We start from the raw sequence: 21,921 nt of genomic DNA, 5'->3' as shown, positions 1-21,921 counted from the left end.
CCACCGTAGGGCAGAACGTCTGATGATCAGCCGCCCCCGGCCGCCGCCGCATTTCCGCGCCATGCCGTCGCCACAGGCGTACGATCGAATGATGGCCAAGACACAGGACTCCGCCGAGCAGGACGCACCGACCGTGCTTCAGCCGCTGACCGGAACTCCGAACCTGCTTGATGACGACGCCGCCGGGTACTGCAGCGGCGGCGTCTGCCACTTCCCTGCGCCGAAGACGCAGTAGCAGGAGACGCCGCCGCAGCGGGACGATCAGTGCCCGCCGTGCGCTCCGCCGGAGACATCGTCTGCCGGCTTGCGGACGAAGGGGCTCAGCGCCACCGCAGCCAGCGAGATGATCGCGGCGATGAGGAATGCCATGCGGGCACCCGGCGCACCGGCGACCGCCGTGGGGAGCCCTTCGGCTTCTCCGGCGTGCAGGATGGCGGAGTACGTCACCGTCAGCACCGCCACGCCCGCCGCGCCACCGACCTGCTGGAGGGTGTTCAGCACAGCGGAGCCGTGTGAGTACAGCGAACGCTGCAGCGACCCGAGCGACGCGGAGAACAACGGCGTGAACGACATCGCGAGTCCGACCGACATGGCCGCCTGCACGATGATGAGGACCCACCACACGGTGTGCTCGCCGACGGTCGAGTAGTAGAACAGCGCGGCCGACACCAGGATCGTTCCGGGGATCAGCAGCGGGCGAGTGCCGCGTGCGTCGTACACCCGACCCATGATGGGGCCGAGCAGACCCATCAGCACCGAACCGGGAAGGAGGATGAGGCCGGACTCGAGGGCGTTGAGGCCGGCGACGTTCTGCAGGTACTGCGGCAGAAGAGTCAGCGTCCCGAACATCGACAGCGCGAGGATCGTCATGATGACGACCGAGAACGTGAAGTTCGCCGAGCGGAACACGCGCAGGTCGAGCAGTGCGTCGTCGACCCGCTGCAGCACCAGCTGGCGCCACACGAACAGCGCGAGTGCGACGGCACCCACGACGAGAGCGACGACACCGGCGGTCTCGCCGGATCCGCCTTCGCCGCCGAACTGGCTGAGACCGAAGACGATGCCGCCGAATCCGAGAGCGGCGAGCGGGATGGAGACGACATCGAGGGGGACCACGCGGGTCTCACCCAGGTTGGTCATCCACTTGACGCCGATGAGCAGCGAGACGAGCGCGATGGGCAGGATGATCGCGAACAGCGCACGCCAGTGGAGCGTCTCGAGGACCGCACCGGCGAGCGTCGGTCCGATCGCGGGAGCGAGCGAGATGACGAGTCCGACGCGCCCCATCATGCGTCCGCGCGACTGGGCGGGGACGACGTTCATGATGGTGGTCATGAGGAGCGGCATCATGATGCCCGTGCCGGCGGCCTGGATGACGCGGCCGGCGAGGAGGATCTCGAATCCGGGCGCCACGAGGGCGACCAGGGTTCCGAGCGAGAACGAGATCATCGCGGCGATGAAGACCTGACGGGTCGTGAAGCGCTGCAGGATGAACCCGGTCGTCGGGATGACGACCGCCATGGTGAGCATGAATGCGCTCGTCAGCCACTGGCCGAGCTCGGGCGGGATGCCCAGATCGACGTTCAGATGGGGGATCGCGATGCCCATCGTGGTCTCGTTGAGGATCGCGACGAACGCGGCGACGAGCAGGAGCCAGATCACGCGCATGTCGCTGCGGGCGATCTCGCCGCTGCGCGCGGGAGGGGGCGTGGTGATCGACCCGGTGTCGACGGCAGACATACGGCCTCCAAGGCACTGAAGAGAGGGGGAGATCGCGCGAGTGCGCGGGGACCACTCAGCGTAACCACAGGTTCGGACATTTCATTCCGGATCCCTCTGAATCCGCTCTCAGCGGACGGACGCCCGCGCTGAGCGCGTCCCGGGGTCATGCGTGCTGACTACGCTGGCGACATGAGCATGGGTGGTGGACGCGGGGGATTCCGCGGTGTGGACGAGAGCGCACAGCGTCGGCTCAACGCCGAGGCACCGCGCATCAGCGGGCTCGGATCCAGGGTGATCGCGCTGTTCCGTCCGTACCGCTGGCGCATCTTCTGGACCGGCGTATTGGTCGTGATCGGCGCCGCCATCGCCGTCATCCCGCCGCTGATCGTGCAGCGCATCTTCGACGACGCGCTCTTCCCCGTCGACGGCGGTGGCCCCCAGCTGCAGCTCCTGATCTGGCTGGTCTCGGCGATGGTCGGGCTCTTCCTCCTCTCCGCCGTCCTCGGCGTCGCGCAGACCTGGCTCACCTCGACCGTCGGCAACAGCGTCACGGGCGATCTGCGGGTCCGGCTGTTCGAGCATCTGCAAGCCATGGAGCTCGGATTCTTCACCCGGACGAAGACCGGCGTCATCCAGTCGCGTCTGCAGAACGACGTCGGCGGCGTCTCGGGCGTCCTGACCAACACCGTGACCAGCATCCTCGGCAATGTCGTGACGGTCATCGCCTCCCTCGTCGCGATGATCCTGATCGATTGGCGGCTCACGCTGATCGCTGTCGTGCTCATGCCGTTCCTCATCATCGTGCAGCGACGCGTGGGGCAGGTCCGTGCGCGCATCGCCGGCGAGACCCAGGAGTCGCTGTCCGAGCTCACCTCCATCACGCAGGAGACTCTGAGCGTGTCGGGGATGCTCCTGTCGAAGGCGTTCAACCGACAGCGCACCGAATCGCAGCGATACCAGGCCGAGAACCGCAACCAGGTGAGGCTGCAGGTACGGCGGGCGATGAGCGGGCAGGGCTTCTTCGCGGTCGTCCAGGTGCTGATGGCGAGCGTCCCCGCGGTCATCTACCTCGTCTCGGGCTACCTGATCGCCGGTGGCACCGGCGCGATCACCGCGGGAACCGTCGTCGCCTTCACGACCGTCCAGGCCCGTCTGCTGCAGCCGCTGATGGGCCTCATGCGGGTGTCGCTCGACCTCCAGACGTCGTCTGCGCTGTTCGCGCGCATCTTCGAGTACCTCGACCTGGTGCCCGAGATCCAGGACGCCCCGGATGCGATCACGGTCGCTGAAGCGCCGGGGCCACGGGGACGGATCGAGTTCGCCGACGTCGTCTTCCGCTATCCGGACGCGGCACCCGATGCTCGCCCCACCCTGCAGGGCGTCTCCTTCGTGGCCGAGCCCGGTCAGCACGTCGCATTCGTCGGTCCCTCGGGTGCGGGCAAGACGACGGTGCTGTATCTGGCGCCGAGACTGTACGAGGCGCATGGCGGCGCGGTGCTGTTCGCGGGAGCGGACGTGAAGACCCTCACGCAGGAGTCGATCATCGACCAGGTCGGCATCGTCTCGCAGGAGACGTACCTGTTCCACGCGACGATCCGCGAGAACCTGCTGTACGCCAGACCCGACGCGACGGACGAGGAGATGATCGCCGCCTGCACCGCAGCGAACATCCATCACATCATCAGCGGGTTCGAAGACGGCTATGACACCGTGGTCGGAGAACGGGGATACCGTCTCTCGGGCGGTGAGAAGCAGCGCATCGCGATCGCCCGAGTGCTATTGAAGGATCCGCCCGTGCTGCTGCTCGACGAAGCGACGTCCGCTCTCGACACGGTGTCGGAGCGCGTCGTGCAGGAGGCGTTGGACGAAGCGGCCAAGGGGCGCACGACGCTGACGATCGCGCATCGACTCTCGACGATCATGGGGGCCGACGTCATCCATGTCGTCGAAGCCGGCCTGATCGTGGAGTCGGGCACTCACGCCGAGCTCCTCGCGCGGGGCGGTCTCTATGCCGAGCTCGCCGCGCAGCAGGTGGCCGCTTCGCGTGTGCTCGATACGGAGAGGGCCGTCGAGACGGCCGTCTCGGGAGGCGTGCGCGCTGCCCTCGCCCACCGTCGGGCCGACCGGGCTCCGGAGGATTCCGCCGGGGCGGATGCGGTCGACGCGCTCACCGCTCCGGTTCCGCTGCTCGACGTGTCCCGTGCCGACGAGCGGGTCTACCCGGCCGAGGGGTGAGACGTGCTCAGTGCACCGACAGGCCGCCGTCGATGAACAGCGACTGCCCGGTGACGTAGCTCGAGCCGGCGCCGGCGAGGAACACGGCCGCGGCCGCGAAATCCGACGGCAGTCCGTTGCGTCCGATCATGGTCCGTGCGGCGAGGGCGGCGATCTGCTCGGGGTCCTCCTGCAGCCGGGCGTTGAGCGGGGTGAGCACGAACCCCGGGACGAGACTGTTGCTCGTGACTCCGGTGCTTCCCCATGCCTCGGCCTCCGAGCGCATCAGCGACTCCACGGCTCCCTTCGAGGCGCCGTAGACGCCGCTGCCGACGAACGCGCGATGCGCCTGCTGGGAGCTGATGTGGATCAGGCGCCCGTAGCCCCGCTCGGCCATGCCGGTGGCATAGCGCTGGCCGAGCAGGAAAGGGGCGAGCGCGTTCACGGTCATCGTCGCGTCCCAGTCGTCCTCGGTGATCTCGGAGAACGGCGGGCGGATGTTGATCCCTGCGGAGTTCACCAGGATGTCCGGCTCGCCGAACGGCACGACGGCCGCTTCAGCGAGGGCTCGGATTCCTTCCCGCGTGCCGAGGTCTCCGACGACTCCTGCCGCCCGGCATCCGGCGCGGGTGAGCTCCGCCACGGTCTCGGCAATCCGCGCTTCACCGCGCGCCACGATCACGGTCGAGGCGCCTGCGCTCGCGAGTGCCGTCGCGATGCCGCGTCCGATACCCGAGCTGCCACCGGTGACGACGGCGGTGCGACCCTCGAGCGAGAAGAGGTCGGCGAGGTACTGGTTCATCGGTCTCCAGAGTGCGCGTCTCACCACGCCAGCGCGGCGGTGAGGGCGGGATCGGGGCGGGCGGCGGCGTGCTCGGGGAGTGCTTCGATCTCGGCGACGAACGCGTCGACCTCGTCTGAGTAGTCCGGTTCGGTGTGCGTGCGCGCGATCTCGAGCAGCGGCGGAATGTCCATGGCCAGGATCAGCTCGAGACGGGCAGTGACGGCGGCCTGTGCCCCCGCCTCGTGCAGCACGCGGATTCCTCCGCGCAAAGCCGTGAGATAGTCGCGCAGCACGGGGAGCTTCGCACGCCCCTGCGTGATCGAGGTGCCGTCCGCGCGCAGGCGCCAGCGCACCACGGTGTCGGGGATGACATCGAAGCTGCGCGCCCGTGTGTACATCAGCTGGGCGACCACCTGATCCTCGTAGGCGACGCCCTCGGGGAACCTCAGGTCGTTCCAGAACTCGGTGCGGCTGACCTTCGACCAAGCCACGATGTTCGCGCTCGCTCGAGGGTGCTCCGCGATCGTGGTGGCGAGTCGTTCGGGCGACGTCGCTGCCGACACCCACGGCTGCACGCGCCCCGCGACGTAGCGCTCGCCGTCGAAGCGCGACCGCACGTAGGCGCCGGCGACGAAATCGCTGCCGGTCTCGGCGAGCGTCCCGACGAGTCGTTCGAGGGCCGAGGGCGTGAGTTCGTCGTCTGCGTCGAGGAAGCCGATCAGGGGAGTGTCGACGAGGTCGATGCCGACGTTCCGCGCGGCACCCAGGCCTCGGGACGCCTCGTGCTGCACCGCCCGGAACCGTGGATCCGATGCGGCGGCCGCGGCGAAGATCTCCGCCGTGTCGTCTCTGGATCCGTCGTCGATGAGGATCGCGTTCCACCGCGTCTCGGTCTGCGAGCGCAGCGACTCGAGTGCGGCAGGAGCGAAGGCGCCGATGTCGCGGCCGGGGACGATCAGGGTCACGATCGGGGCGGAGGCGGTCACGAGCCGAGTCTATGGCCGGCCGGTCGGGCTCGTCGTTCAGGGGTGGGTGACCGCGCGCACCGATTCGGCGACCAGCCCGGCGAGCCGTTCGGCCAGGTCGTGCGGGAGCGCCTCGCGTCCGAAGGTGAACCGCACAGAGGTCTGCGCGACCGCGGGGGAGATCCCGCATGCGAGAAGCACATGCGAGGGCTCGTCGCTTCCGGCGGCGCAGGCAGAGCCGCTCGACGACACCACTCCCCGACGCTCGAGCTCGAGCAGGACAGCCTCCCCGCTGACTCCGGCGAACGTGAAGCTCGCCGTGCCGGGCAGCCGTGCCACGGGGTCGCCGGTGAGGGCCGCCTGCGGCACGAGTGCGTGCACCGCGGCGATGAAGCGCCCCGTCGACTCAGCGACCCGGGCGCTCGCCTCCTCGCGCTCCGCGTCGGCGAGCTCCAGCGCTGTCGCGAGGGCCACCGCGCCCGCGACGTTCTCGGTGCCCGAACGGCGTCCTCGTTCCTGGCCGCCCCCGTGCATGAGCGGCTCGAGCGCGACGCGCCCTCGCACGGCGAGCGCTCCGATCCCCTTCGGAGCTCCGAGCTTGTGCCCGGCGATGGCGACGGCATCCGCTCCGAGGGCGCTGAGCGGCAGCCACCCCGCAGACTGCACGGCGTCGACATGCACCGGGACGCCTGCCTCCCTCGCGGCTGCTGCGAGGGAGGCGACGTCCTGGACCGTGCCGATCTCGTTGTTGGCGTGTCCGAGGGCGACCAGTGCGGTGTCATCGCGCAGGGCCTGGGTCAGAGCGGCGACGGAGATCCTGCCGAGGCCGTCGACGGGGATCGGCGTCACCTCGACGTCGTGGAAGCGCCGCAGGTGGTCGGCGGATTCGAGGATCGACTCGTGCTCGATCGGCGAGACGACCAGATGCCGGCGACCGCGTGCGAGGGCTGCCAGCACGATGCCCTTCACCGCGAGATTGTTCGATTCCGTTCCACCGGATGTGAAGATCACATCGCCCGCGCGCATGCCGAGCACTCGGGCCACCCGCGACCGCGCGTCGTCGAGTGCGCTCGCCGCGGCCTCACCGTACGTGTGGTGGCTCGACGGATTGCCGAAGACCCCGGTCAGAAACGGGCGCATGGCCTCGACGACCTCCGGTCGCACCGGAGCCGTTGCGGCGTGATCGAGATAGAGCATCCCCGTCAGTCGATCCGCACGTCGAGACCGAGATCGAGCGCCCGGGCGGAGTGCGTCAGGGCGCCGACCGAGATGACGTCGACCCCGGTCGCCGCGATCGCCCCGACCGTGTCGAGAGCGACCCCGCCCGAGGCTTCGACCTGCGCGCGATCGCCGATCATCGAGACTCCGGCGCGCAGGTCGTCGAGAGAGAAGTTGTCGAGCAGCACCGTGTGCGCACCCCCGTCGAGCACGGCGGGGATCTGATCGAGCCGGTCGACCTCGACGACCACGTGCGTCGTGTGAGGCAGTCGGGAGAGCGCATCCCGCAGAGCCGAGGCGAGGTCGACGCCCGAGCGCTTCAGCACCGCGAGATGGTTGTCCTTGGCCATCACCGCATCGGACAGCGAGAACCGGTGGTTGTGACCACCGCCCGAGAGCACCGCATGCCGTTCGAACGCTCGCATGCCCGGGGTCGTCTTCCGCGTGTCGGCGATCCGCGCCGATGTCCCCTCGACCGCGCGCACGTAGGCGGCGGTGGCTGTCGCGACACCGCTCATCCGCTGGGTGAAGTTCAGAGCGATGCGCTCGGCGGTGAGGATGCCGCGGGCCGAGCCGGATACCGAGGCGAGCACGTCGCCCGCATCGAAGGCGTCTCCGTCGCCCACATGCACGTCGACCGCGATCGCCGGATCGGTGAGGTGGAACGCGGCCGCGAACACCTCGCCGCCGCTGAAGGTGCCCGCTTCGCGGGCGACGAGGTCGGCAGTGGCGGTGGCATCCGCGGGAAGCAGGGTCGCGCTCGTCAGGTCGCCCCAGGGGGCGTCTTCCTCGAGGGCTGCGCTGACGACGCGGGTGATGTGGGCGGCGGTGAGCATCAGACTGTCTCCAGGAGCGGTGAGGCGAGGGGTTCGCGGAAGTGCGCACCGACGGAACCGGTGCGAGCGAGCGCGGCAGACGCGGTCGCGCGGGCGAGCAGGAGGAGGTTCGCATCCTCGCGCTCGGCGACGGTGGCCGGCTCGGGAACCGCGCTGAGCCAGCGGGCGACGATGGCTGCGGCGTGTCGCAGACCCTCTTCCGAGCGCAGCAGGCCGACGTGGTCCCACATCAGGCGCTGCAGGGCGGCGCGGCTGAAGTCGGCGCCGACAGCGATCTCGCCGGTGGATTCCGACTCCTCGGACAGAGGTGCGCGAGGCGCCGAGCCGCGCTGCGAGCTGACGGGAGGATGCTGCCAGGGCGTGCCGAGCGCGGCTGCCGCGCGGGCTCCGAAGACCGCGCCTTCGAGCAGCGAGTTCGAGGCGAGACGATTCGCACCGTGCACGCCGGTGCGCGCGACCTCGCCCACGGCGAAGAGCCCGGGGACGGAGGTGCGCCCGTCGAGGTCGGTGACGAGGCCTCCCATCAGATAGTGGGCGGCGGGTGTCACCGGGATCGGAGCGGAGCCCCAGTCGAGACCGCGTTCCCGCGTCACTCGATCGACCGTCGGGAACCGCTGCGCGAGCCTGAGTCCGCCGATCCTGGTCGCGTCGAGACGCACGGGGGAGCCCTGTCGGGCGGACTGGCGGGCGATCGCCCGCGCGACGACGTCGCGTGGGGCGAGCTCGCCGTCCGGGTGGCTGTCGAAGACGAATCGCCGACCGTCGGCGTCCACCAGCGTCGCCCCTTCGCCGCGGACCGCTTCCGAGACGAGGAAGGCGGGACCCTCGGCCAGGATCGTCGGATGGAACTGCACGAACTCGAGGTCGGCCACCGCGGCCCCGATCCGCACGGCGGCGGCGATGCCGTCACCCGTGGTGCCGAGGGGATTCGTGGTGTGCGCATACAGGTGCCCTGCGCCGCCCGTGGCGAGCACGACCGCGTCGGCGGAGAGCTCCGAGACCGCCCCGCCGACCTGGACACGCACGCCGCGCACGACGCCGTCCTCGGCGATCACGTCGGCCAGGAAGGCGCCCTCCACGACGGTGACATCCGCGTCGCGGACCGAGGCCACCAACGCCCGGGTGATCGCTGCTCCCGTGGCATCCCCTCCGGCGTGCACGATGCGTGCGTGACGGTGCGCGGCCTCCCGCCCGAGCAGCACCCGCCCGTCGGGTGAGCGGTCGAACGCGACGCCTCGGGCGATCAGCTCCGCGATCCTGGTCGCGCCCTCGTGCACGAGAACATCGACCGCGGCGGGATCCGAGAGTCCTGCTCCGGCATCGATGGTGTCTGCGGCGTGCTGTGCCGCCGAGTCGCCGACGCCGTAGATTCCGGCGACGCCGCCCTGCGCGTACCCTGTGCAGCCGTCGCCCAGCGCACCCTTCGTCACGATCGTGACCGAGTGGCCGGTCTCGTGCGCGTGTAGGGCCGTCGTGAGTCCGGCGATGCCCGAGCCGACGACGACGACGTTCATCGGGCGCTCGCCGCCACGGGCGGCTTCGCCGCCAGCATCCGTTCGAGGGCGATGCGGGCGGGGTCGGCCACGTCCGCCGTCACCGTGATCCGATTCGGCGTGCGGCCCGCGACGAGCTCTTCGAGCACCCAGGCGAGATACCCGGGGTGGATGCGGTACATCGTCGAGCAGGGGCACACCACCGGGTCCAGGCAGAAGATCTCGTGCTGGGGGAACTGCGCCGCGAGGCGACGGACGAGGTTGATCTCGGTGCCGATCGCGAAGGTGGTCGGCGTGGTCGCCGCGGCGATCGCCCGACGGATGTAGTCGGTCGATCCCGCCTCGTCCGCCGCGTCCACGACGGCCATCGGGCACTCGGGGTGCACGATCACCCGGACCCCGGGGTGCTCGGCCCGCGCCTGGTCGATCTGATCCACGGTGAAACGGCGGTGCACCGAGCAGAACCCGTGCCAGAGGATCACCTGCGAGTCGACGAGCTGTGCCGCGGAGGATCCGCCGAGCGCCTGGCGCGGGTTCCACATCGGCATCCGCTCGAGCGGTACGCCCATCGCCTTCGCGGTGTTGCGGCCGAGGTGCTGGTCGGGGAAGAAGAGCACGCGCTGACCGCGCTCGAATGCCCACTCGAGTACGGTCTGCGCATTCGAGGAGGTGCACACGATTCCTCCGTGGCGCCCCACGAAGCCCTTGATCGCGGCCGACGAGTTCATATACGTGACGGGGATCACCGGCACCCGTCCACCCGCATCGGGTGTGTCGAGGTCGCCCAGCACGTCTGCGAGCTGCTCCCAGCAGTCCTCGACCTGATCGATGTCCGCCATGTCGGCCATCGAGCATCCGGCCGCCAGATTGGGCAGGATCACGGCCTGGTCGGGTCCCGAGAGCAGATCAGCCGTCTCGGCCATGAAGTGCACTCCGCAGAACACGATCGCCTCGGCGTTCGGACGCTCCTTCGCCGCGGTCGCGAGCTGGAACGAGTCGCCCACGTAGTCGGCGTGCCGCACGACCTCTTCGCGCTGGTAGAAGTGCCCGAGCACGACGGCGCGGTCACCGAGGGTGGCCTTCGCGATGCGGATGCGCTCGTCGAGGTCGGCCTCGCCGGCCTCTCGGTACTCTGCGGGGAGCTCTCCCTGCCGCGGAGCGCCGGTGGGGATGACGTCGCCCATCGACGACCCGGGACCGTATCCGGGGCGGGAGTCGAAGTCCCAGGGGCCGGCGGCGAGGTCGGTCGCGCACGTCGCGTCGGTCGAGGCGCCGGACACGATCGACTGGATCGCGTGATCGACAGAGGCGTCGATCGGCTGGACGACCGGTGTGGGAACGAAGGTGATGCTCATCGGGTGCTCGTCTCCTCGGGGCCGAGGGGGCCGTGATCGGCCAGCTCGACGTCGGTGTTGTAGCGGTACAGGCGGGCGGGTCGGTGGTTGCCGGTGCGGAACCGGTCGGTGGGAAGGAGGTTGCCGGCGGATTCGACCTGGCGGCGGAAGTTGGCCGGATCCAGGTGCTTGCCGAGAATGGCCTCGTACGCCTCGCGCAGATCCGCCAGGGTGAACTCGGCAGGAAGGAAGCCGTGGGCGACGCGGCTGTAGCCGACCTTGTTCCGCAGTCGCCACAGGGCGTACTCGACGATCTTCGTGTGATCGAAGGCCAGCGCCGGGAGCTCATCGAGGTCGACCCAGCGCACGTTCTCCGGAGCCTTGCCGGATGCCCGATGCGCCGCGCTCTGCGCGTCGACGTCATCCTGGCGGAGCAGTGCCCAGTACACGATCGACACGACGCGGGTGGGGGAGCGGTCGACGGCCCCGAAGGCGTAGAGCTGCTCGAGATAGCTCGGCGTCAGTCCCGTCGTCTCGGCCAGAGTCCTGGCTGCGGCGTCGACAGCCGATTCGGTCTCGGTGAGCCAGCCGCCGGGGAGGGCCCACTGGCCGGCGAACGGCTCGCGCGTGCGCAGCACGAGTGGCAGCGCGAGCACCGCCGAGCCGTCCTCGGTGCGTCGAAGGGTGAGGATCACGGTCGACACGGCGACGTCGATGCCTCTGCTTTGGGTCATATATACCTTAACCTCCTGTTCTGATCTTAGTGTCATCTCGACTGTTAGTGCATCTTCGTGACGCCACCGCCCCTGAGGCCGAAACGTTATATACCAGCGTTCTGGACTCTTGTCGCTATGAAAGGGATTTGTTAGGTTACTGTCCTAACAAATCCCTTTCGGGATCTGTTGCGAACTCCGTCCGGAGTTCGACTCCACCCGGAGAAATCCCTCCTGCAGTGCAGCACCGAGAGGAAATACAGAATGATCCGTAACGGAAGGCGCAAGATCGCGCTCACCGCTGTGGCGGGGGCATCCGTCCTCGCCCTGGGCCTGACGGCCTGTGGCGCAGGCGGAGGCAACGAGGGGAGCGGTGGCGATGGCGACCGTGCTCTTCGTGTCTGGGCCGGCAGCCAGACCCCCATCACCGCGAACTACAACCCGTTCGCCCCGACCGTGCTCCACGGTGCACTCGGGCCGATCTACGAGCCGCTGTTCTTCTTCAACAAGACGGCGGATTCCGAGCCCGTCGGTCTGATCGGAGACTCGTACGAATACAACGAGGACGGCACGGTGATCACGATCGCCATCAAGCCCGATCTCAAGTGGAGCGACGGAGAGCCGCTGACCGCCGCGGACGTCGCGTTCTCCTTCACCTACGAGGCCAACAACCCTGAGGGCAACGGTCTCGTCTCGGCGGAGGCGACCGACGACACCACGGTCGTCCTCACGTACACGACCGCGCAGTACACGACCGAGTTCCAGCGCCTCGGTTCGACCTACATCCTCCCCGAGCACGTGTGGGCGGAGGTCACCGACTTCGCGAACTTCGCCAACGAAGAGCCGGTCGGCTCCGGCGCCTACGTGGTCGACAAGACGACGAGCGAGTCGTACACGCTCGTCGCCAACGAGAACTTCCGCGACGCCGACGAGCTCGGAGTCAAGAAGGTCCAGTACATCGCGGTCGACAACAACCAGACCGCACAGGACCTGCTCGCCGCCGGCAAGCTCGACTGGACGGGCATGTTCATCCCGAACCCGGACGACGTCACGGGCAACGGAGCGATCGATTGGATCAACACGCCGCAGGACCCGACCGTCCTGTACACGTGCTCGAACGCCGAGCTCGGATGCACGGGTCCCCAGACCGACGTCGCGGTTCGACAGGCGCTCAACGTCGCGATCGACCGCACGGCCATCAAGGACAAGGCGTTCGTCGGTCTGACCGGCGACATCTCGCCGACCTTCGCGCTGCTGCCCCGTGACGAGAAGTGGGTCGCGGACTCCGCCAACGAGATCAGCCCCCAGGAGGCGAACGCCGACGAGGCTGGCGAGATCCTCGAGGCCGCCGGCTACACGAAGGACGGCGACTTCTACGCGAAGGACGGCGTGCCGCTCGAGCTCAGCCTGATCTCGGTCGACGGCTGGACCGACTACAACGATGCGGCGAAGCTGATCGCCGAGCAGGCACAGGCTGCCGGCATCAAGATCACGGCATCCACGGTGCAGTGGCAGGAATTCTCGGACGCCCGTCAGGGCGGTGACTTCCAGCTGATCGTCGGCGGTGTGGTCGGAACCTCGGTGGCCGACCCGTTCCAGATCTACCGCGACTGGTTCGGCGGCACGACCGTCGGTTCGACCGCAGCGGTGGGCTCGGAGGTGCCCGCGGGGCGTTGGAACTTCAGCCGATACAGCAACCCCGTCGTCGACACGGCCGTCCAGGCCGCGATCAGCACGAACGACGAGGCAGAGAAGAAGGAGCTGTACGGCACGATCCAGACCGAGATCGTCCGTGATCTGCCCTATATCCCGCTCGTGATCAACGCGACGCAGACCTTCTACAACACGAAGGACTTCACGGGATGGCCGACGGAGGAGGACCTCTACGCCTTCCCGCCGTCCTGGGGTGCGATCGCGGCGGGCTACGTCCTGACGCAGCTCGAGCCGGCGAACTAAGCACATGGAGTCGGGGGAGCAGGAAGCACGGTCAGTGACATGAAGTTCTATGCACGAAGAATCGGGTTCTACGCGTTCACGCTATGGGCCGCGATCTCACTCAACTTCCTGCTTCCCCGGCTCATGCCGGGGAACCCGGCGGACATCATGATCGCCAAGATGCAGCGAGCGGGCGGCGAGGTCTCCGAGACCACGATCCGCAACATCAAGCTGCTTCTCGGCGGTGATGACTCGTCCCTCTGGGATCAGTACATCGCGTACTGGGGGCGCATGTTCCAGGGCGACCTGGGCATCTCCGTCACCAAGTTCCCCGCGCCGGTGAGCGAGCTGATCGGGCAGGCGCTGCCCTGGACGCTCATCCTCGTCGGCACGGTGACCGTGATCTCCTTCATCCTCGGCGTCGTCCTCGGCGCCTGGGCGGGATGGAAGCGGGGAACGTGGGTCGACCACCTCATCCCGGCGACCACCGTGCTGCAGTCCATCCCGTACTTCTGGATGGCGCTGCTGCTCGTCTCGGTGTTCGCGGTCGGGCTCGGCTGGTTCCCGATCTTCGGCGGCTACGACGTGTTCGACTTCCCGGACGGTCCCGAGCCGACCTGGGCGTTCTTCATGGATGCGCTCTCGCACGCCATCCTGCCCGCACTGACGATCGTGATCTCGTCGGTGGGCGGCTGGATGTTCGGGATGCGCAACATGATGGTGCAGACCATGGCCGAGGACTACGTGCTCACGGCCGAGGCCAAGGGGCTCCGTCCGCGTCGCATCATGACGACGTACGCCGCCCGCAATGCCGCGATCCCGTCGATCGCCGGCTTCTCGATCACCCTGGGATTCGTTGTCGCCGGCTCCATCGTCATGGAGCAGGTCTTCACCTACCCGGGCATCGGGAAGCTGATGTTCCAGGCGGTCACGAACAACGACTACGCGCTGATGCAGGGACTCTTCCTCGTCATCACGATCACGGTGCTCGCCGCCAACTTCATCATGGACCTCGTCTATGGCTTCATCGACCCGAGGGCTCGCCAGAATGTCTGACACCGAGAACACAGTGCTGATCACGAAGGATCAGCCCATGACCCAGCCTGCGAGCACGATCTCTCTCGCCACCCAGCGGGGCCGCAGACGCCGCCGCGTCCTTCCCACCTCATCGACGAAGTTCATCATCGGCGCGAGCATCGTGATCGCGATCGTGCTGTTCGCGATCATCGCGCCGATCTTCTCGCAGGACCCTCGAAGCACCGACAACCCCGCACTGCTCCCGCCCTCGCCGGAGCACTGGTTGGGCACCACCAAGCTCGGCAACGACATGTTCGCCCAGCTCGCCATCGGCGCCCAGGGCTCGCTCCTCGTGGGCGTGGTAGCGGGCGGAATCGCCATCATCCTGTCGCTTGTCTTCGGAGTCCTCGCGGGGTACCTCGGCGGATGGCGCGAGGACACCCTGGCGCTGCTGACCAACGTGATGATCGTGATCCCCGGCCTGCCGCTGGTGATGGTGATCTCCTCCTTCGTCCCGCAGCGCAGCTGGCAGCTCGTCGCGTTCGTGCTCGGCATCACGTCCTGGGCCGGTGCCGCCTACGTGCTCAGGCTGCAGACCCGATCTCTGCGCACCCGTGACTACGTCTACGCGTCCAAGGTCGCGGGAGAGCGATCCTTCCGCGTCATCCTGGTCGAGATCATGCCGAACCTGCTGCCGTTGCTCACCGCGCAGTTCCTGTTCGCGATCATCTTCGCGATCCTCGGCGAGGCCGGTCTCTCGTACCTCGGTCTCGGCCCCAACTCCTCCATCACCTGGGGGACGATCCTCAACGACGCGCAGTCAGGTCAGGCGCTCGGACGAGGCGCCTGGTGGTGGTTCGTCCCACCGGGAATCATGATCGCCATGCTCGGCGCGGGACTCTCGCTCATCAACTTCGCGATCGACGAGGTCATCAACCCCAAGCTCCGCAATGCACCCGACGCCGCTCGGCGCGTGCGCAAGGCCGCCAAGACGAAGGGGGTCGCCGCATGAGCGCTCCGGATGCCGTGCTGACCGCACGCGACGTGTCGATCGAGTACGAGGTGGATCCGCCCGTGAAGGCGGTCCGCAACGTCTCTCTCACACTCAACCGAGGCGAGATCCTCGGCCTCGCCGGTGAGTCCGGCTGCGGCAAGACGACGCTCGCCTACGGCATGAATCGGCTGCTCAAGGCTCCTGCGCTCATGACCAGCGGCGAGATCGTGTTCCATGACCGCGACGGCCACGACATCGACATCGTCGCTCTCGACGGCGATGGGCTGCGGGCCTTCCGCTGGGACAAGATCTCGATGGTGTTCCAGGGAGCGATGAACTCGCTCAATCCGGTCATCAGCGTCAAGGCGCAGATCTTCGACATCTTCGAGACCCATCGCCCCGGCATGTCCAAGAAGGACAAGCAGGCGCGGGCCGAAGAGCTGCTGACCCTGGTCGGGGTCGACCCGTCGAGACTGACGAGCTTCCCCCATGAGCTGTCCGGTGGCATGCGTCAGCGCATGATGATCGCGATGGCGCTCGCGCTGGACCCTCAGGTGATGATCATGGACGAGCCGACCACGGCGCTCGACGTGGTCGTGCAGCGCGGGATCATCCGCGAGATCATGCGGTTGCGTGAGCGGCTGGGCTTCGCGGTGATCTTCATCACGCACGACCTGCCCATGCTGATCGAGATCAGCGACCGCATCGCCGTGATGCTGCAGGGGCAGATCGTCGAGGAGGGCACCGCGGAGGAGATCTACCGCACGCCACAGCACGAATACACCAAGAAGCTCCTGTCGAGCTTCCCGAGTCTGACCGGCGAGCGCGGAGATTTCGTCCGCACCGGCAACCAGCCCAGTCAGGAGGAGGTCCGATGAGTGCTCCCACCCTCGAAGCCCGCAACCTGGTGAAGGACTTCACGCTGCGATCCGGCCTCAAGACGTCGGTCCTGCACGCGGTGAAGGACGTCTCGTTCACCATCGAAGCGGGGAAGACGGTCGCTCTCGTCGGCGAATCCGGGTCGGGCAAGTCGACGATCGCCCGGATGCTGATGAAGCTCGAGACGCCGACGGACGGGCAGATCCTGCTCGACGGCAAGGACTCGGGCATGCGCGGCCGCGCCGTGGAGGACTACCGCTCCCAGGTGCAGATGGTCTTCCAGGACCCCTTCGCGTCACTCAACCCGTTCCACACGATCATCCATCACCTGGAGCGGCCGATCCGGCTCCACCACCCCAAGCTGTCTGGCTCCCAGGTGCGGGCGCGGGCGATCGAGCTGCTCGAGCGCGTGCGGCTGTCGCCCGGCGAGAGCTTCGCCGAACGTCGCCCGCATGAGCTGTCCGGTGGCCAGCGGCAGCGCGTGGCGATCGCTCGTGCGCTCGCCCCGGGAGCGCGGTTCATCGTCGCGGATGAGCCGGTCTCGATGCTCGATGTCTCGATCCGACTGGGAGTGCTCAACCTGCTGGCAGATCTGCAGCGGGAGGAGAACCTCGGCGTGCTCTACATCACGCACGATCTCGCGACGGCACGTCACTTCAGCGACGAGATCATGGTGCTCTACAAGGGCGATGTCGTCGAGCGCGGCCCCGCCGACGAGGTCATCCTCAATCCGCAGCACGAGTACACCAGGACATTGCTGGGGGCCGCGCCCGAGCCCGAGAACCTCGGGCGTCTGCGAGACGAGGTCAGAGCCGAGCTGGCGGGTCGCTGACCTCCAGTGCATGACGCCGCGCTCGCCTGGCGCTCCTCCTTCGGGGCGTCGGGGGAGCGCGGCTTTCTGCGGCCTGTGCCGACGACGTCGACCCGCTAGACTGAGGCCACAAGTGAAGACAGGCCGAATGACCCACGCGGGAGAGCCCCGGCGAATGCAGCCGGGCACCGAAGGAGCAAGCCTCCCCGCCAATCTCTCAGGTACGCGTACCGCGCGGTTCCGGCCACTCTGAAAAGCGATCTCGAGCGACGCCGCGTCAGCTCGGATCCGCCGACGGTGAAAGCCCAGTCTCTGGGCGAAGCTCTCAGGCTCATGACAGAGGGGGAGTTCCCAGGAGCAGCGTCGCTGTTCCGCCCGATCCAGCCCGGGAGAACTCCATGTCCGACCCCCGCTACACCCCGCTGCGTGAGCGCCACGAGGCGCTCGGTGCATCGTTCACCGACTTCGGCGGTTGGCAGATGCCGGTGCGATACACGTCCGACCTCGCCGAGCACCACGCCGTGCGGCAGGCGGCCGGCATCTTCGACATCTCCCATATGGCGGAGTTCCTCGTCACCGGCGACTTCGCCGGGGAGTTCCTCGACTACTCGCTCGCGGGCCGGCTGTCGGCGATGGCAGTCGGCAAGGCGAAGTACTCCCTGATGCTCGCCGACGACGGCGGGATCATCGACGACGTCATCGTCTACCGGCTCGCAGACGACCGCTTCCTGGTGATCGCGAACGCGGGAAACCGCGGATTCGTCGACCAGGCGTTCGCATCGCGCGTCCGTTCGTTCCCATCGCGGATCGAACGCGAGATGCCCGCCAGGGCCGAGGGAGAGGATCGCAGCTTCGCGGGGTTCATCGGCGACAGGGGCGTGGACGTCGAAGACGTCTCCGACGACTATGCCCTGCTCGCGGTCCAGGGCCCCGCCTCCGAGGCGATCGTCTCGTCGACGCCGGGCATCACCGATCTCGGCACCCCATGGGCGGAACAGAAGTACTACGCCTGGGCCGATGCGCTGTTCCAGGGTGCACCGCTGCTGCTCGCCCGCACCGGCTACACGGGCGAGGACGGATTCGAGCTTCTGGTGAGAGCCGCCGACGCACCCGCCCTGTGGGACGCCCTCGTCGAGGCGGGTGAGCCACACGGGCTCGTCCCCGCGGGCCTCGCCGCGCGCGACACCCTCCGGCTCGAAGCGGGGATGCCTCTCTATGGTCACGAGCTCTCGCGCGAGACGAAGCCGTCTCAGGCCGGTCTCGGGCGAGTGGTGGTGTCCGACAAAGATGACTTCATCGGCAAGGGAGCGGTGGATGCCGCATCCGACGCTCCGGTGCTCGTCGGCCTGGTCGCCGAGGGCAAGCGTGCCGGACGCGCGGGCTACTCGGTGGTCGACGCGGACGGCATCGTGCTGGGCGAGGTCACCAGCGGTGCACTGAGCCCGACGCTCGGCCACCCGATCGCGATGGCCTACGTGGCACCTTCTTCCGCTGCCGCGGGAACCGCAGTATTCCTTGATGTGCGGGGGACCAGGATCCCCGCGACCGTGACCGCCCTGCCTTTCTACCGGAGGACCAAATGACCGATCTCAACGCACTCAGCTATACCGACGAGCACGAGTGGATCGCCGCTGACGGTGACACCGTGACCATCGGGATCACCGACTACGCGGCCGACAAGCTGGGAGACGTCGTGTTCGTCGAACTCCCCGCCGTCGGCACCGAGATTACCGCAGGGTCGGTCGTCGGTGAGATCGAGTCGACCAAGTCGGTCGGCGAACTCTACGCCCCGGTCACCGGCACGGTCGTCGAGATCAACGACGCCGTCGTCGACGACCCGTCGCTCGTGAACGCCGAGCCGTTCGACGGAGGCTGGCTCATCAAGGTCTCCGTCGCCACCGGTGCGCTCGAGGGCCTGATGGACCGCGACGCGTACGTCGCTCTCACGGAGGGCTGATCGTCCAGTGGTCTCTTTCGCCGATCGTCATATCGGAACCACCGCCGCCGCCCAGCGCCAGATGCTCGACACGCTGGGCGTCGAGTCGAAGCTCGAGGACTGGAGCCCGGTCGAGGCGCTGATGCGTCAGGCCGTGCCCGCTTCGATCTTCACCCCCGCCTCCACCGAGTCCGTGATCCCGCGCGCAGCGAGCGAGACCGAGGCGCTCGCCGAGCTGCGAGCGCTCGCGTCCCGCAACACGGTGAACCGGCCGATGATCGGTCTCGGGTACTACGGCACGATCACCCCTCAGGTGATCCAGCGCAACGTGCTCGAGAATCCGTCGTGGTACACCGCGTACACGCCGTACCAGCCCGAGATCTCGCAGGGTCGCCTCGAAGCGCTCATCAACTTCCAGACGATGGTCGCCGAACTGACCGGCCTGACCACCGCGAACGCGTCGATGCTCGACGAATCGACCGCTGTGGTCGAGGGGATGCTGCTGGCACGCCGCGCGTCGAAGAAGGCGTCGAACGTCTTCGCCGTCGACGCCGACGCGTTCCCGCAGACGAAGGCACTGCTCGAGACCCGTGCCGAGGCCGTGGGCATCGAACTGGTGTCCGTCGACTTCGCGGCGGGCGAGGAGCTGCCCGCCGAGCTGTTCGGAGTCTTCGTGCAGTACCCGGGGGCCTCCGGGCGAGTCTGGAACCCGGCGGCCGTGATCGATGCGGCGCACCTCGCGGGCGGGCTCGCCGTCGTCGCGGCCGACCTCCTCGCGCTCACCCTCATCGCGTCGCCCGGCTCGCTCGGGGCCGATGTCGCGGTCGGGACGACGCAGCGCTTCGGCGTGCCGATCGGCTTCGGAGGCCCGCACGCGGGCTACATGGCTGTGCGCGCAGGGCTCGAACGTCAGCTGCCCGGCCGTCTCGTCGGCGTCTCTGTCGATGCCGACGGCAAGCCGGCGTATCGGCTGTCGCTGCAGACCCGCGAGCAGCACATCCGCCGCGAGAAGGCGACGAGCAACATCTGCACCGCTCAGGTGCTGCTCGCCGTGATGGCGTCGATGTACGCCGTCTACCACGGTCCCGATGGACTGAAGGCGATCGCCCGGGAGGTCGCGGCCAAGACCGCGATGCTGCGCGACTGGCTCGCCGATGCGGGTGCGGACGTCGTGCACGACTCGTTCTTCGACACCCTCCAGGTGCGGGTGCCGGGGCGCACTGCCGAGTTCGTGGAGCAGGCCCATCACGGTTTCGGCATCCTGCTGCACGCCGCGGATGCCGACACGATCGGCATCTCGATCGACGAGACCACGACGGTCGCCGAGCTCCATCAGGTCGCTCAGGTCTTCGGCGGTGCCCGGGAGCGCGCATTCGGATTCTTCGGCTCCGGTTCGCAGGGCGGCCTCCCCGGCGATCTGCTCCGTCAGGACGAGTACCTCACACACCCCGTCTTCCACGCGCACCGCAGCGAGACGGCGATGATGCGCTATCTCAAGAGCCTCGCCGATCGTGACTATGCGCTCGACCGCGGCATGATCCCGCTCGGGTCCTGCACGATGAAGCTCAACGCGGCGACCGAGATGGCGTCGATCACGTGGCCGGAGTTCGCGGGCATCCACCCGTTCGCGCCGGCATCCGATGTCGCGGGGTATCTCGACATGATCACGCAGCTCGAAGCGTGGCTCGCCGAGGTCACGGGGTACGACGCCGTCTCGCTGCAGCCGAACGCCGGCTCGCAGGGCGAGCTGGCCGGCCTCCTCGCCATCCGCGGCTACCACCTCGCGAACGGCGACACGCAGCGCACGGTGTGCCTGATCCCGTCGTCCGCGCACGGCACCAACGCGGCCTCCGCGGTGCTCGCCGGAATGAAGGTCGTCGTCGTGGCGTGCGATGAGCTCGGGAACGTCGACCTCGACGACCTGCGGGCGAAGATCGCGGCGCACGCCGACGAGCTCTCGGCGCTGATGATCACCTACCCGTCGACGCATGGCGTGTACGAGCAGGACGTGGTCGAGATCACGACCGCGGTGCACGACGCCGGCGGCCAGGTGTACGTGGACGGTGCGAACCTCAACGCGCTGCTCGGCTACGCCCGGTTCGGCGATCTCGGCGGCGACGTCTCGCACCTCAACCTGCACAAGACGTTCGCGATCCCGCACGGCGGCGGCGGCCCCGGTGTGGGCCCCGTCGCAGCCAAGGCGCACCTCGCGGCCCACCTGCCGTCGCACCCGCTCGCGCAGCGGGCGGAGCATGCGGGCGGATTCGTCTTCGAAGGCGGCGCGGTGTCGGCGGCACCGTACGGATCTGCGGGCATCCTGCCGATCTCCTGGTCCTATGTGCGGATGATGGGCGCCGACGGCCTCCGTCACGCGACCGCGGCCGCCGTGCTGTCCGCGAACTACATCGCCGCGCGCCTGGGCGAGCACTTCCCCGTGCTGTACGCGGGGGAGGACGGCCGGGTGGCGCACGAGTGCATCCTCGACCTGCGTCCGCTTCGCGAGGAGACCGGGATCACCGTCGACGACGTCGCCAAGCGACTGATCGACTTCGGCTTCCACGCACCGACCATGTCGTTCCCGGTCGCGGGGACTCTGATGGTCGAACCCACCGAGTCCGAGGACCTCGGCGAGATCGAGCGGTTCATCGAGGCCATGATCATGATCAAGGCCGAAGCGGATGCCGTCGCCGCCGGGCGCTGGCCCGCGGACGACAACCCTCTCGTCAACGCTCCGCACACCGCAGTCTCGCTGATCGCGGGGGAGTGGGAGCACGCCTACAGCCGTGAAGACGCCGCCTATCCCGTGCACGCCCTGGTGGCAGGCAAGTACTGGCCGCCCGTGCGCCGCATCGACCAGGCGTACGGTGACCGCAACCTCGTGTGCGCCTGCCCGCCGATCGAGGCGTTCGCCTGAACCGAATCCCGAGGGGTGACGGCGTCGTGTCCATGCGGACACGACGCCGTCACTCGTTTCCGTGCATTTCCGCGTGTTTCGGGGATGTTTCAGTTGGTCACCACTCAGTAACGGTTCATTAGCCGAGAGCGGCGTCCACGAAACCGCGGGTTACAG

Annotated in this window: 18 protein-coding genes and 2 riboswitches; of the genes, 10 read left to right on the top strand and 8 right to left on the bottom strand. The window is 68.2% G+C overall.

The window, feature by feature from the left end; translation table 11 throughout:
* Nucleotides 1-91: 91 nt before the first annotated feature.
* Nucleotides 92-235, top strand: coding sequence for a hypothetical protein (locus tag ACZZZF_RS05955; protein WP_164481686.1), 144 nt, complete (start codon nucleotides 92-94; stop codon nucleotides 233-235).
* A gap of 26 nt (nucleotides 236-261) precedes the next feature.
* Here the strand turns inward: ACZZZF_RS05955 and ACZZZF_RS05950 are convergent, their stop codons facing one another.
* Complete coding sequence (locus ACZZZF_RS05950; RefSeq protein WP_053095548.1) at nucleotides 262-1,740, bottom strand: MDR family MFS transporter; 1,479 nt, start codon at nucleotides 1,738-1,740, stop codon at nucleotides 262-264.
* A 171-nt stretch (nucleotides 1,741-1,911) separates the two neighbouring features.
* Between ACZZZF_RS05950 and ACZZZF_RS05945 the strand changes: the two genes are divergently transcribed.
* Nucleotides 1,912-3,957: an ABC transporter ATP-binding protein gene (locus tag ACZZZF_RS05945; protein ID WP_053099050.1), complete on the top strand. Its 2,046-nt coding sequence runs from the start codon at nucleotides 1,912-1,914 to the stop codon at nucleotides 3,955-3,957.
* 7 nt (nucleotides 3,958-3,964) lie between these two features.
* Here ACZZZF_RS05945 and ACZZZF_RS05940 read toward each other — a convergent pair whose 3' ends face one another.
* The 7 genes from ACZZZF_RS05940 to ACZZZF_RS05910 are packed head-to-tail and all read right to left on the bottom strand — an operon-like array spanning nucleotide 3,965 to nucleotide 11,300.
* Nucleotides 3,965-4,738: an SDR family NAD(P)-dependent oxidoreductase gene (locus ACZZZF_RS05940; protein ID WP_463497512.1), complete on the bottom strand. Its 774-nt coding sequence runs from the start codon at nucleotides 4,736-4,738 to the stop codon at nucleotides 3,965-3,967.
* A gap of 20 nt (nucleotides 4,739-4,758) precedes the next feature.
* Entirely contained in the window at nucleotides 4,759-5,706 is a 948-nt protein-coding gene (locus ACZZZF_RS05935; protein ID WP_187249376.1) for a glycosyltransferase family 2 protein, read from the bottom strand.
* Nucleotides 5,707-5,742: 36 nt separating this feature from the next.
* Nucleotides 5,743-6,882, bottom strand: coding sequence for a cysteine desulfurase family protein (locus ACZZZF_RS05930; protein WP_463497509.1), 1,140 nt, complete (start codon nucleotides 6,880-6,882; stop codon nucleotides 5,743-5,745).
* A gap of 5 nt (nucleotides 6,883-6,887) precedes the next feature.
* A complete protein-coding gene (nadC, locus tag ACZZZF_RS05925; RefSeq protein ID WP_053095552.1) occupies nucleotides 6,888-7,739 on the bottom strand; it encodes a carboxylating nicotinate-nucleotide diphosphorylase in 852 nt (283 codons plus the stop codon).
* On the bottom strand, nucleotides 7,739-9,253 hold the full coding sequence (nadB, locus tag ACZZZF_RS05920; RefSeq protein ID WP_463497507.1) for an L-aspartate oxidase: 1,515 nt from the start codon (nucleotides 9,251-9,253) through the stop codon (nucleotides 7,739-7,741). Before nadB ends, nadC begins: the two co-directional genes overlap by 1 nt.
* Nucleotides 9,250-10,587 carry a quinolinate synthase NadA gene (gene nadA / locus ACZZZF_RS05915; RefSeq protein WP_053095554.1) on the bottom strand — a complete coding sequence of 446 codons (1,338 nt, stop codon included), beginning with the start codon at nucleotides 10,585-10,587 and terminating at the stop codon, nucleotides 9,250-9,252. The genes nadB and nadA overlap by 4 nt, the downstream gene beginning before the upstream one ends.
* Complete coding sequence (locus ACZZZF_RS05910; RefSeq protein ID WP_053095555.1) at nucleotides 10,584-11,300, bottom strand: NUDIX hydrolase; 717 nt, start codon at nucleotides 11,298-11,300, stop codon at nucleotides 10,584-10,586. Before ACZZZF_RS05910 ends, nadA begins: the two co-directional genes overlap by 4 nt.
* 243 nt (nucleotides 11,301-11,543) lie before the next feature.
* Here ACZZZF_RS05910 and ACZZZF_RS05905 point away from each other — a divergent pair, with 243 nt between their 5' ends.
* From ACZZZF_RS05905 to gcvP, 8 genes are all read left to right on the top strand, one after another.
* Nucleotides 11,544-13,235, top strand: coding sequence for an ABC transporter substrate-binding protein (locus ACZZZF_RS05905; RefSeq protein WP_400340677.1), 1,692 nt, complete (start codon nucleotides 11,544-11,546; stop codon nucleotides 13,233-13,235).
* A 39-nt stretch (nucleotides 13,236-13,274) separates the two neighbouring features.
* The gene (locus ACZZZF_RS05900) at nucleotides 13,275-14,270 is read left to right on the top strand and encodes an ABC transporter permease (RefSeq protein ID WP_053095557.1); all 996 of its coding nucleotides are present in this window, start codon (nucleotides 13,275-13,277) and stop codon (nucleotides 14,268-14,270) included.
* Nucleotides 14,263-15,243, top strand: coding sequence for an ABC transporter permease (locus ACZZZF_RS05895; protein ID WP_053095558.1), 981 nt, complete (start codon nucleotides 14,263-14,265; stop codon nucleotides 15,241-15,243). The genes ACZZZF_RS05900 and ACZZZF_RS05895 overlap by 8 nt, the downstream gene beginning before the upstream one ends.
* Nucleotides 15,240-16,103: an ABC transporter ATP-binding protein gene (locus tag ACZZZF_RS05890; RefSeq protein WP_053095559.1), complete on the top strand. Its 864-nt coding sequence runs from the start codon at nucleotides 15,240-15,242 to the stop codon at nucleotides 16,101-16,103. The genes ACZZZF_RS05895 and ACZZZF_RS05890 overlap by 4 nt, the downstream gene beginning before the upstream one ends.
* Nucleotides 16,100-16,936 (top strand): ATP-binding cassette domain-containing protein, encoded by an 837-nt coding sequence (locus tag ACZZZF_RS05885; RefSeq protein WP_463497504.1) that lies wholly within the window; start codon nucleotides 16,100-16,102, stop codon nucleotides 16,934-16,936. Before ACZZZF_RS05890 ends, ACZZZF_RS05885 begins: the two co-directional genes overlap by 4 nt.
* Nucleotides 16,937-17,063: 127 nt before the next feature.
* A riboswitch (glycine riboswitch) is annotated at nucleotides 17,064-17,158 on the top strand.
* 1 nt (nucleotide 17,159) lies between these two features.
* Nucleotides 17,160-17,262: riboswitch (glycine riboswitch) on the top strand.
* Between the two features lie 51 nt (nucleotides 17,263-17,313).
* Nucleotides 17,314-18,498 carry a glycine cleavage system aminomethyltransferase GcvT gene (locus ACZZZF_RS05880; RefSeq protein WP_285363079.1) on the top strand — a complete coding sequence of 395 codons (1,185 nt, stop codon included), beginning with the start codon at nucleotides 17,314-17,316 and terminating at the stop codon, nucleotides 18,496-18,498.
* Nucleotides 18,495-18,872 carry a glycine cleavage system protein GcvH gene (gene gcvH, locus ACZZZF_RS05875; RefSeq protein WP_463497501.1) on the top strand — a complete coding sequence of 126 codons (378 nt, stop codon included), beginning with the start codon at nucleotides 18,495-18,497 and terminating at the stop codon, nucleotides 18,870-18,872. The genes ACZZZF_RS05880 and gcvH overlap by 4 nt, the downstream gene beginning before the upstream one ends.
* Nucleotides 18,873-18,933: 61 nt before the next feature.
* The gene (gene gcvP / locus ACZZZF_RS05870) at nucleotides 18,934-21,765 is read left to right on the top strand and encodes an aminomethyl-transferring glycine dehydrogenase (protein WP_463499921.1); all 2,832 of its coding nucleotides are present in this window, start codon (nucleotides 18,934-18,936) and stop codon (nucleotides 21,763-21,765) included.
* Nucleotides 21,766-21,921: the final 156 nt, after the last annotated feature.

The organism is Microbacterium sp. AC215, assembly GCF_979258645.1.
This window is presented reverse-complemented; position numbering and strand designations above follow the sequence as displayed.

Excerpts from the sequence above, each read along its gene's own strand:
- ACZZZF_RS05955 (WP_164481686.1), top strand. The coding sequence starts at position 92 with ATGGCCAAGACACAGGACTCCGCCGAGCAGGACGCACCGACCGTGCTT.
- ACZZZF_RS05950 (WP_053095548.1), bottom strand. The coding sequence starts at position 1,740 with ATGTCTGCCGTCGACACCGGGTCGATCACCACGCCCCCTCCCGCGCGC.
- ACZZZF_RS05945 (WP_053099050.1), top strand. The coding sequence starts at position 1,912 with ATGAGCATGGGTGGTGGACGCGGGGGATTCCGCGGTGTGGACGAGAGC.
- ACZZZF_RS05940 (WP_463497512.1), bottom strand. The coding sequence starts at position 4,738 with ATGAACCAGTACCTCGCCGACCTCTTCTCGCTCGAGGGTCGCACCGCC.
- ACZZZF_RS05930 (WP_463497509.1), bottom strand. The coding sequence starts at position 6,882 with ATGCTCTATCTCGATCACGCCGCAACGGCTCCGGTGCGACCGGAGGTC.
- nadC (WP_053095552.1), bottom strand. The coding sequence starts at position 7,739 with ATGCTCACCGCCGCCCACATCACCCGCGTCGTCAGCGCAGCCCTCGAG.
- nadB (WP_463497507.1), bottom strand. The coding sequence starts at position 9,253 with ATGAACGTCGTCGTCGTCGGCTCGGGCATCGCCGGACTCACGACGGCC.
- nadA (WP_053095554.1), bottom strand. The coding sequence starts at position 10,587 with ATGAGCATCACCTTCGTTCCCACACCGGTCGTCCAGCCGATCGACGCC.
- ACZZZF_RS05910 (WP_053095555.1), bottom strand. The coding sequence starts at position 11,300 with ATGACCCAAAGCAGAGGCATCGACGTCGCCGTGTCGACCGTGATCCTC.
- ACZZZF_RS05905 (WP_400340677.1), top strand. The coding sequence starts at position 11,544 with ATGATCCGTAACGGAAGGCGCAAGATCGCGCTCACCGCTGTGGCGGGG.
- ACZZZF_RS05900 (WP_053095557.1), top strand. The coding sequence starts at position 13,275 with ATGAAGTTCTATGCACGAAGAATCGGGTTCTACGCGTTCACGCTATGG.
- ACZZZF_RS05895 (WP_053095558.1), top strand. The coding sequence starts at position 14,263 with ATGTCTGACACCGAGAACACAGTGCTGATCACGAAGGATCAGCCCATG.
- ACZZZF_RS05890 (WP_053095559.1), top strand. The coding sequence starts at position 15,240 with ATGAGCGCTCCGGATGCCGTGCTGACCGCACGCGACGTGTCGATCGAG.
- ACZZZF_RS05885 (WP_463497504.1), top strand. The coding sequence starts at position 16,100 with ATGAGTGCTCCCACCCTCGAAGCCCGCAACCTGGTGAAGGACTTCACG.
- ACZZZF_RS05880 (WP_285363079.1), top strand. The coding sequence starts at position 17,314 with ATGTCCGACCCCCGCTACACCCCGCTGCGTGAGCGCCACGAGGCGCTC.
- gcvH (WP_463497501.1), top strand. The coding sequence starts at position 18,495 with ATGACCGATCTCAACGCACTCAGCTATACCGACGAGCACGAGTGGATC.
- gcvP (WP_463499921.1), top strand. The coding sequence starts at position 18,934 with ATGCTCGACACGCTGGGCGTCGAGTCGAAGCTCGAGGACTGGAGCCCG.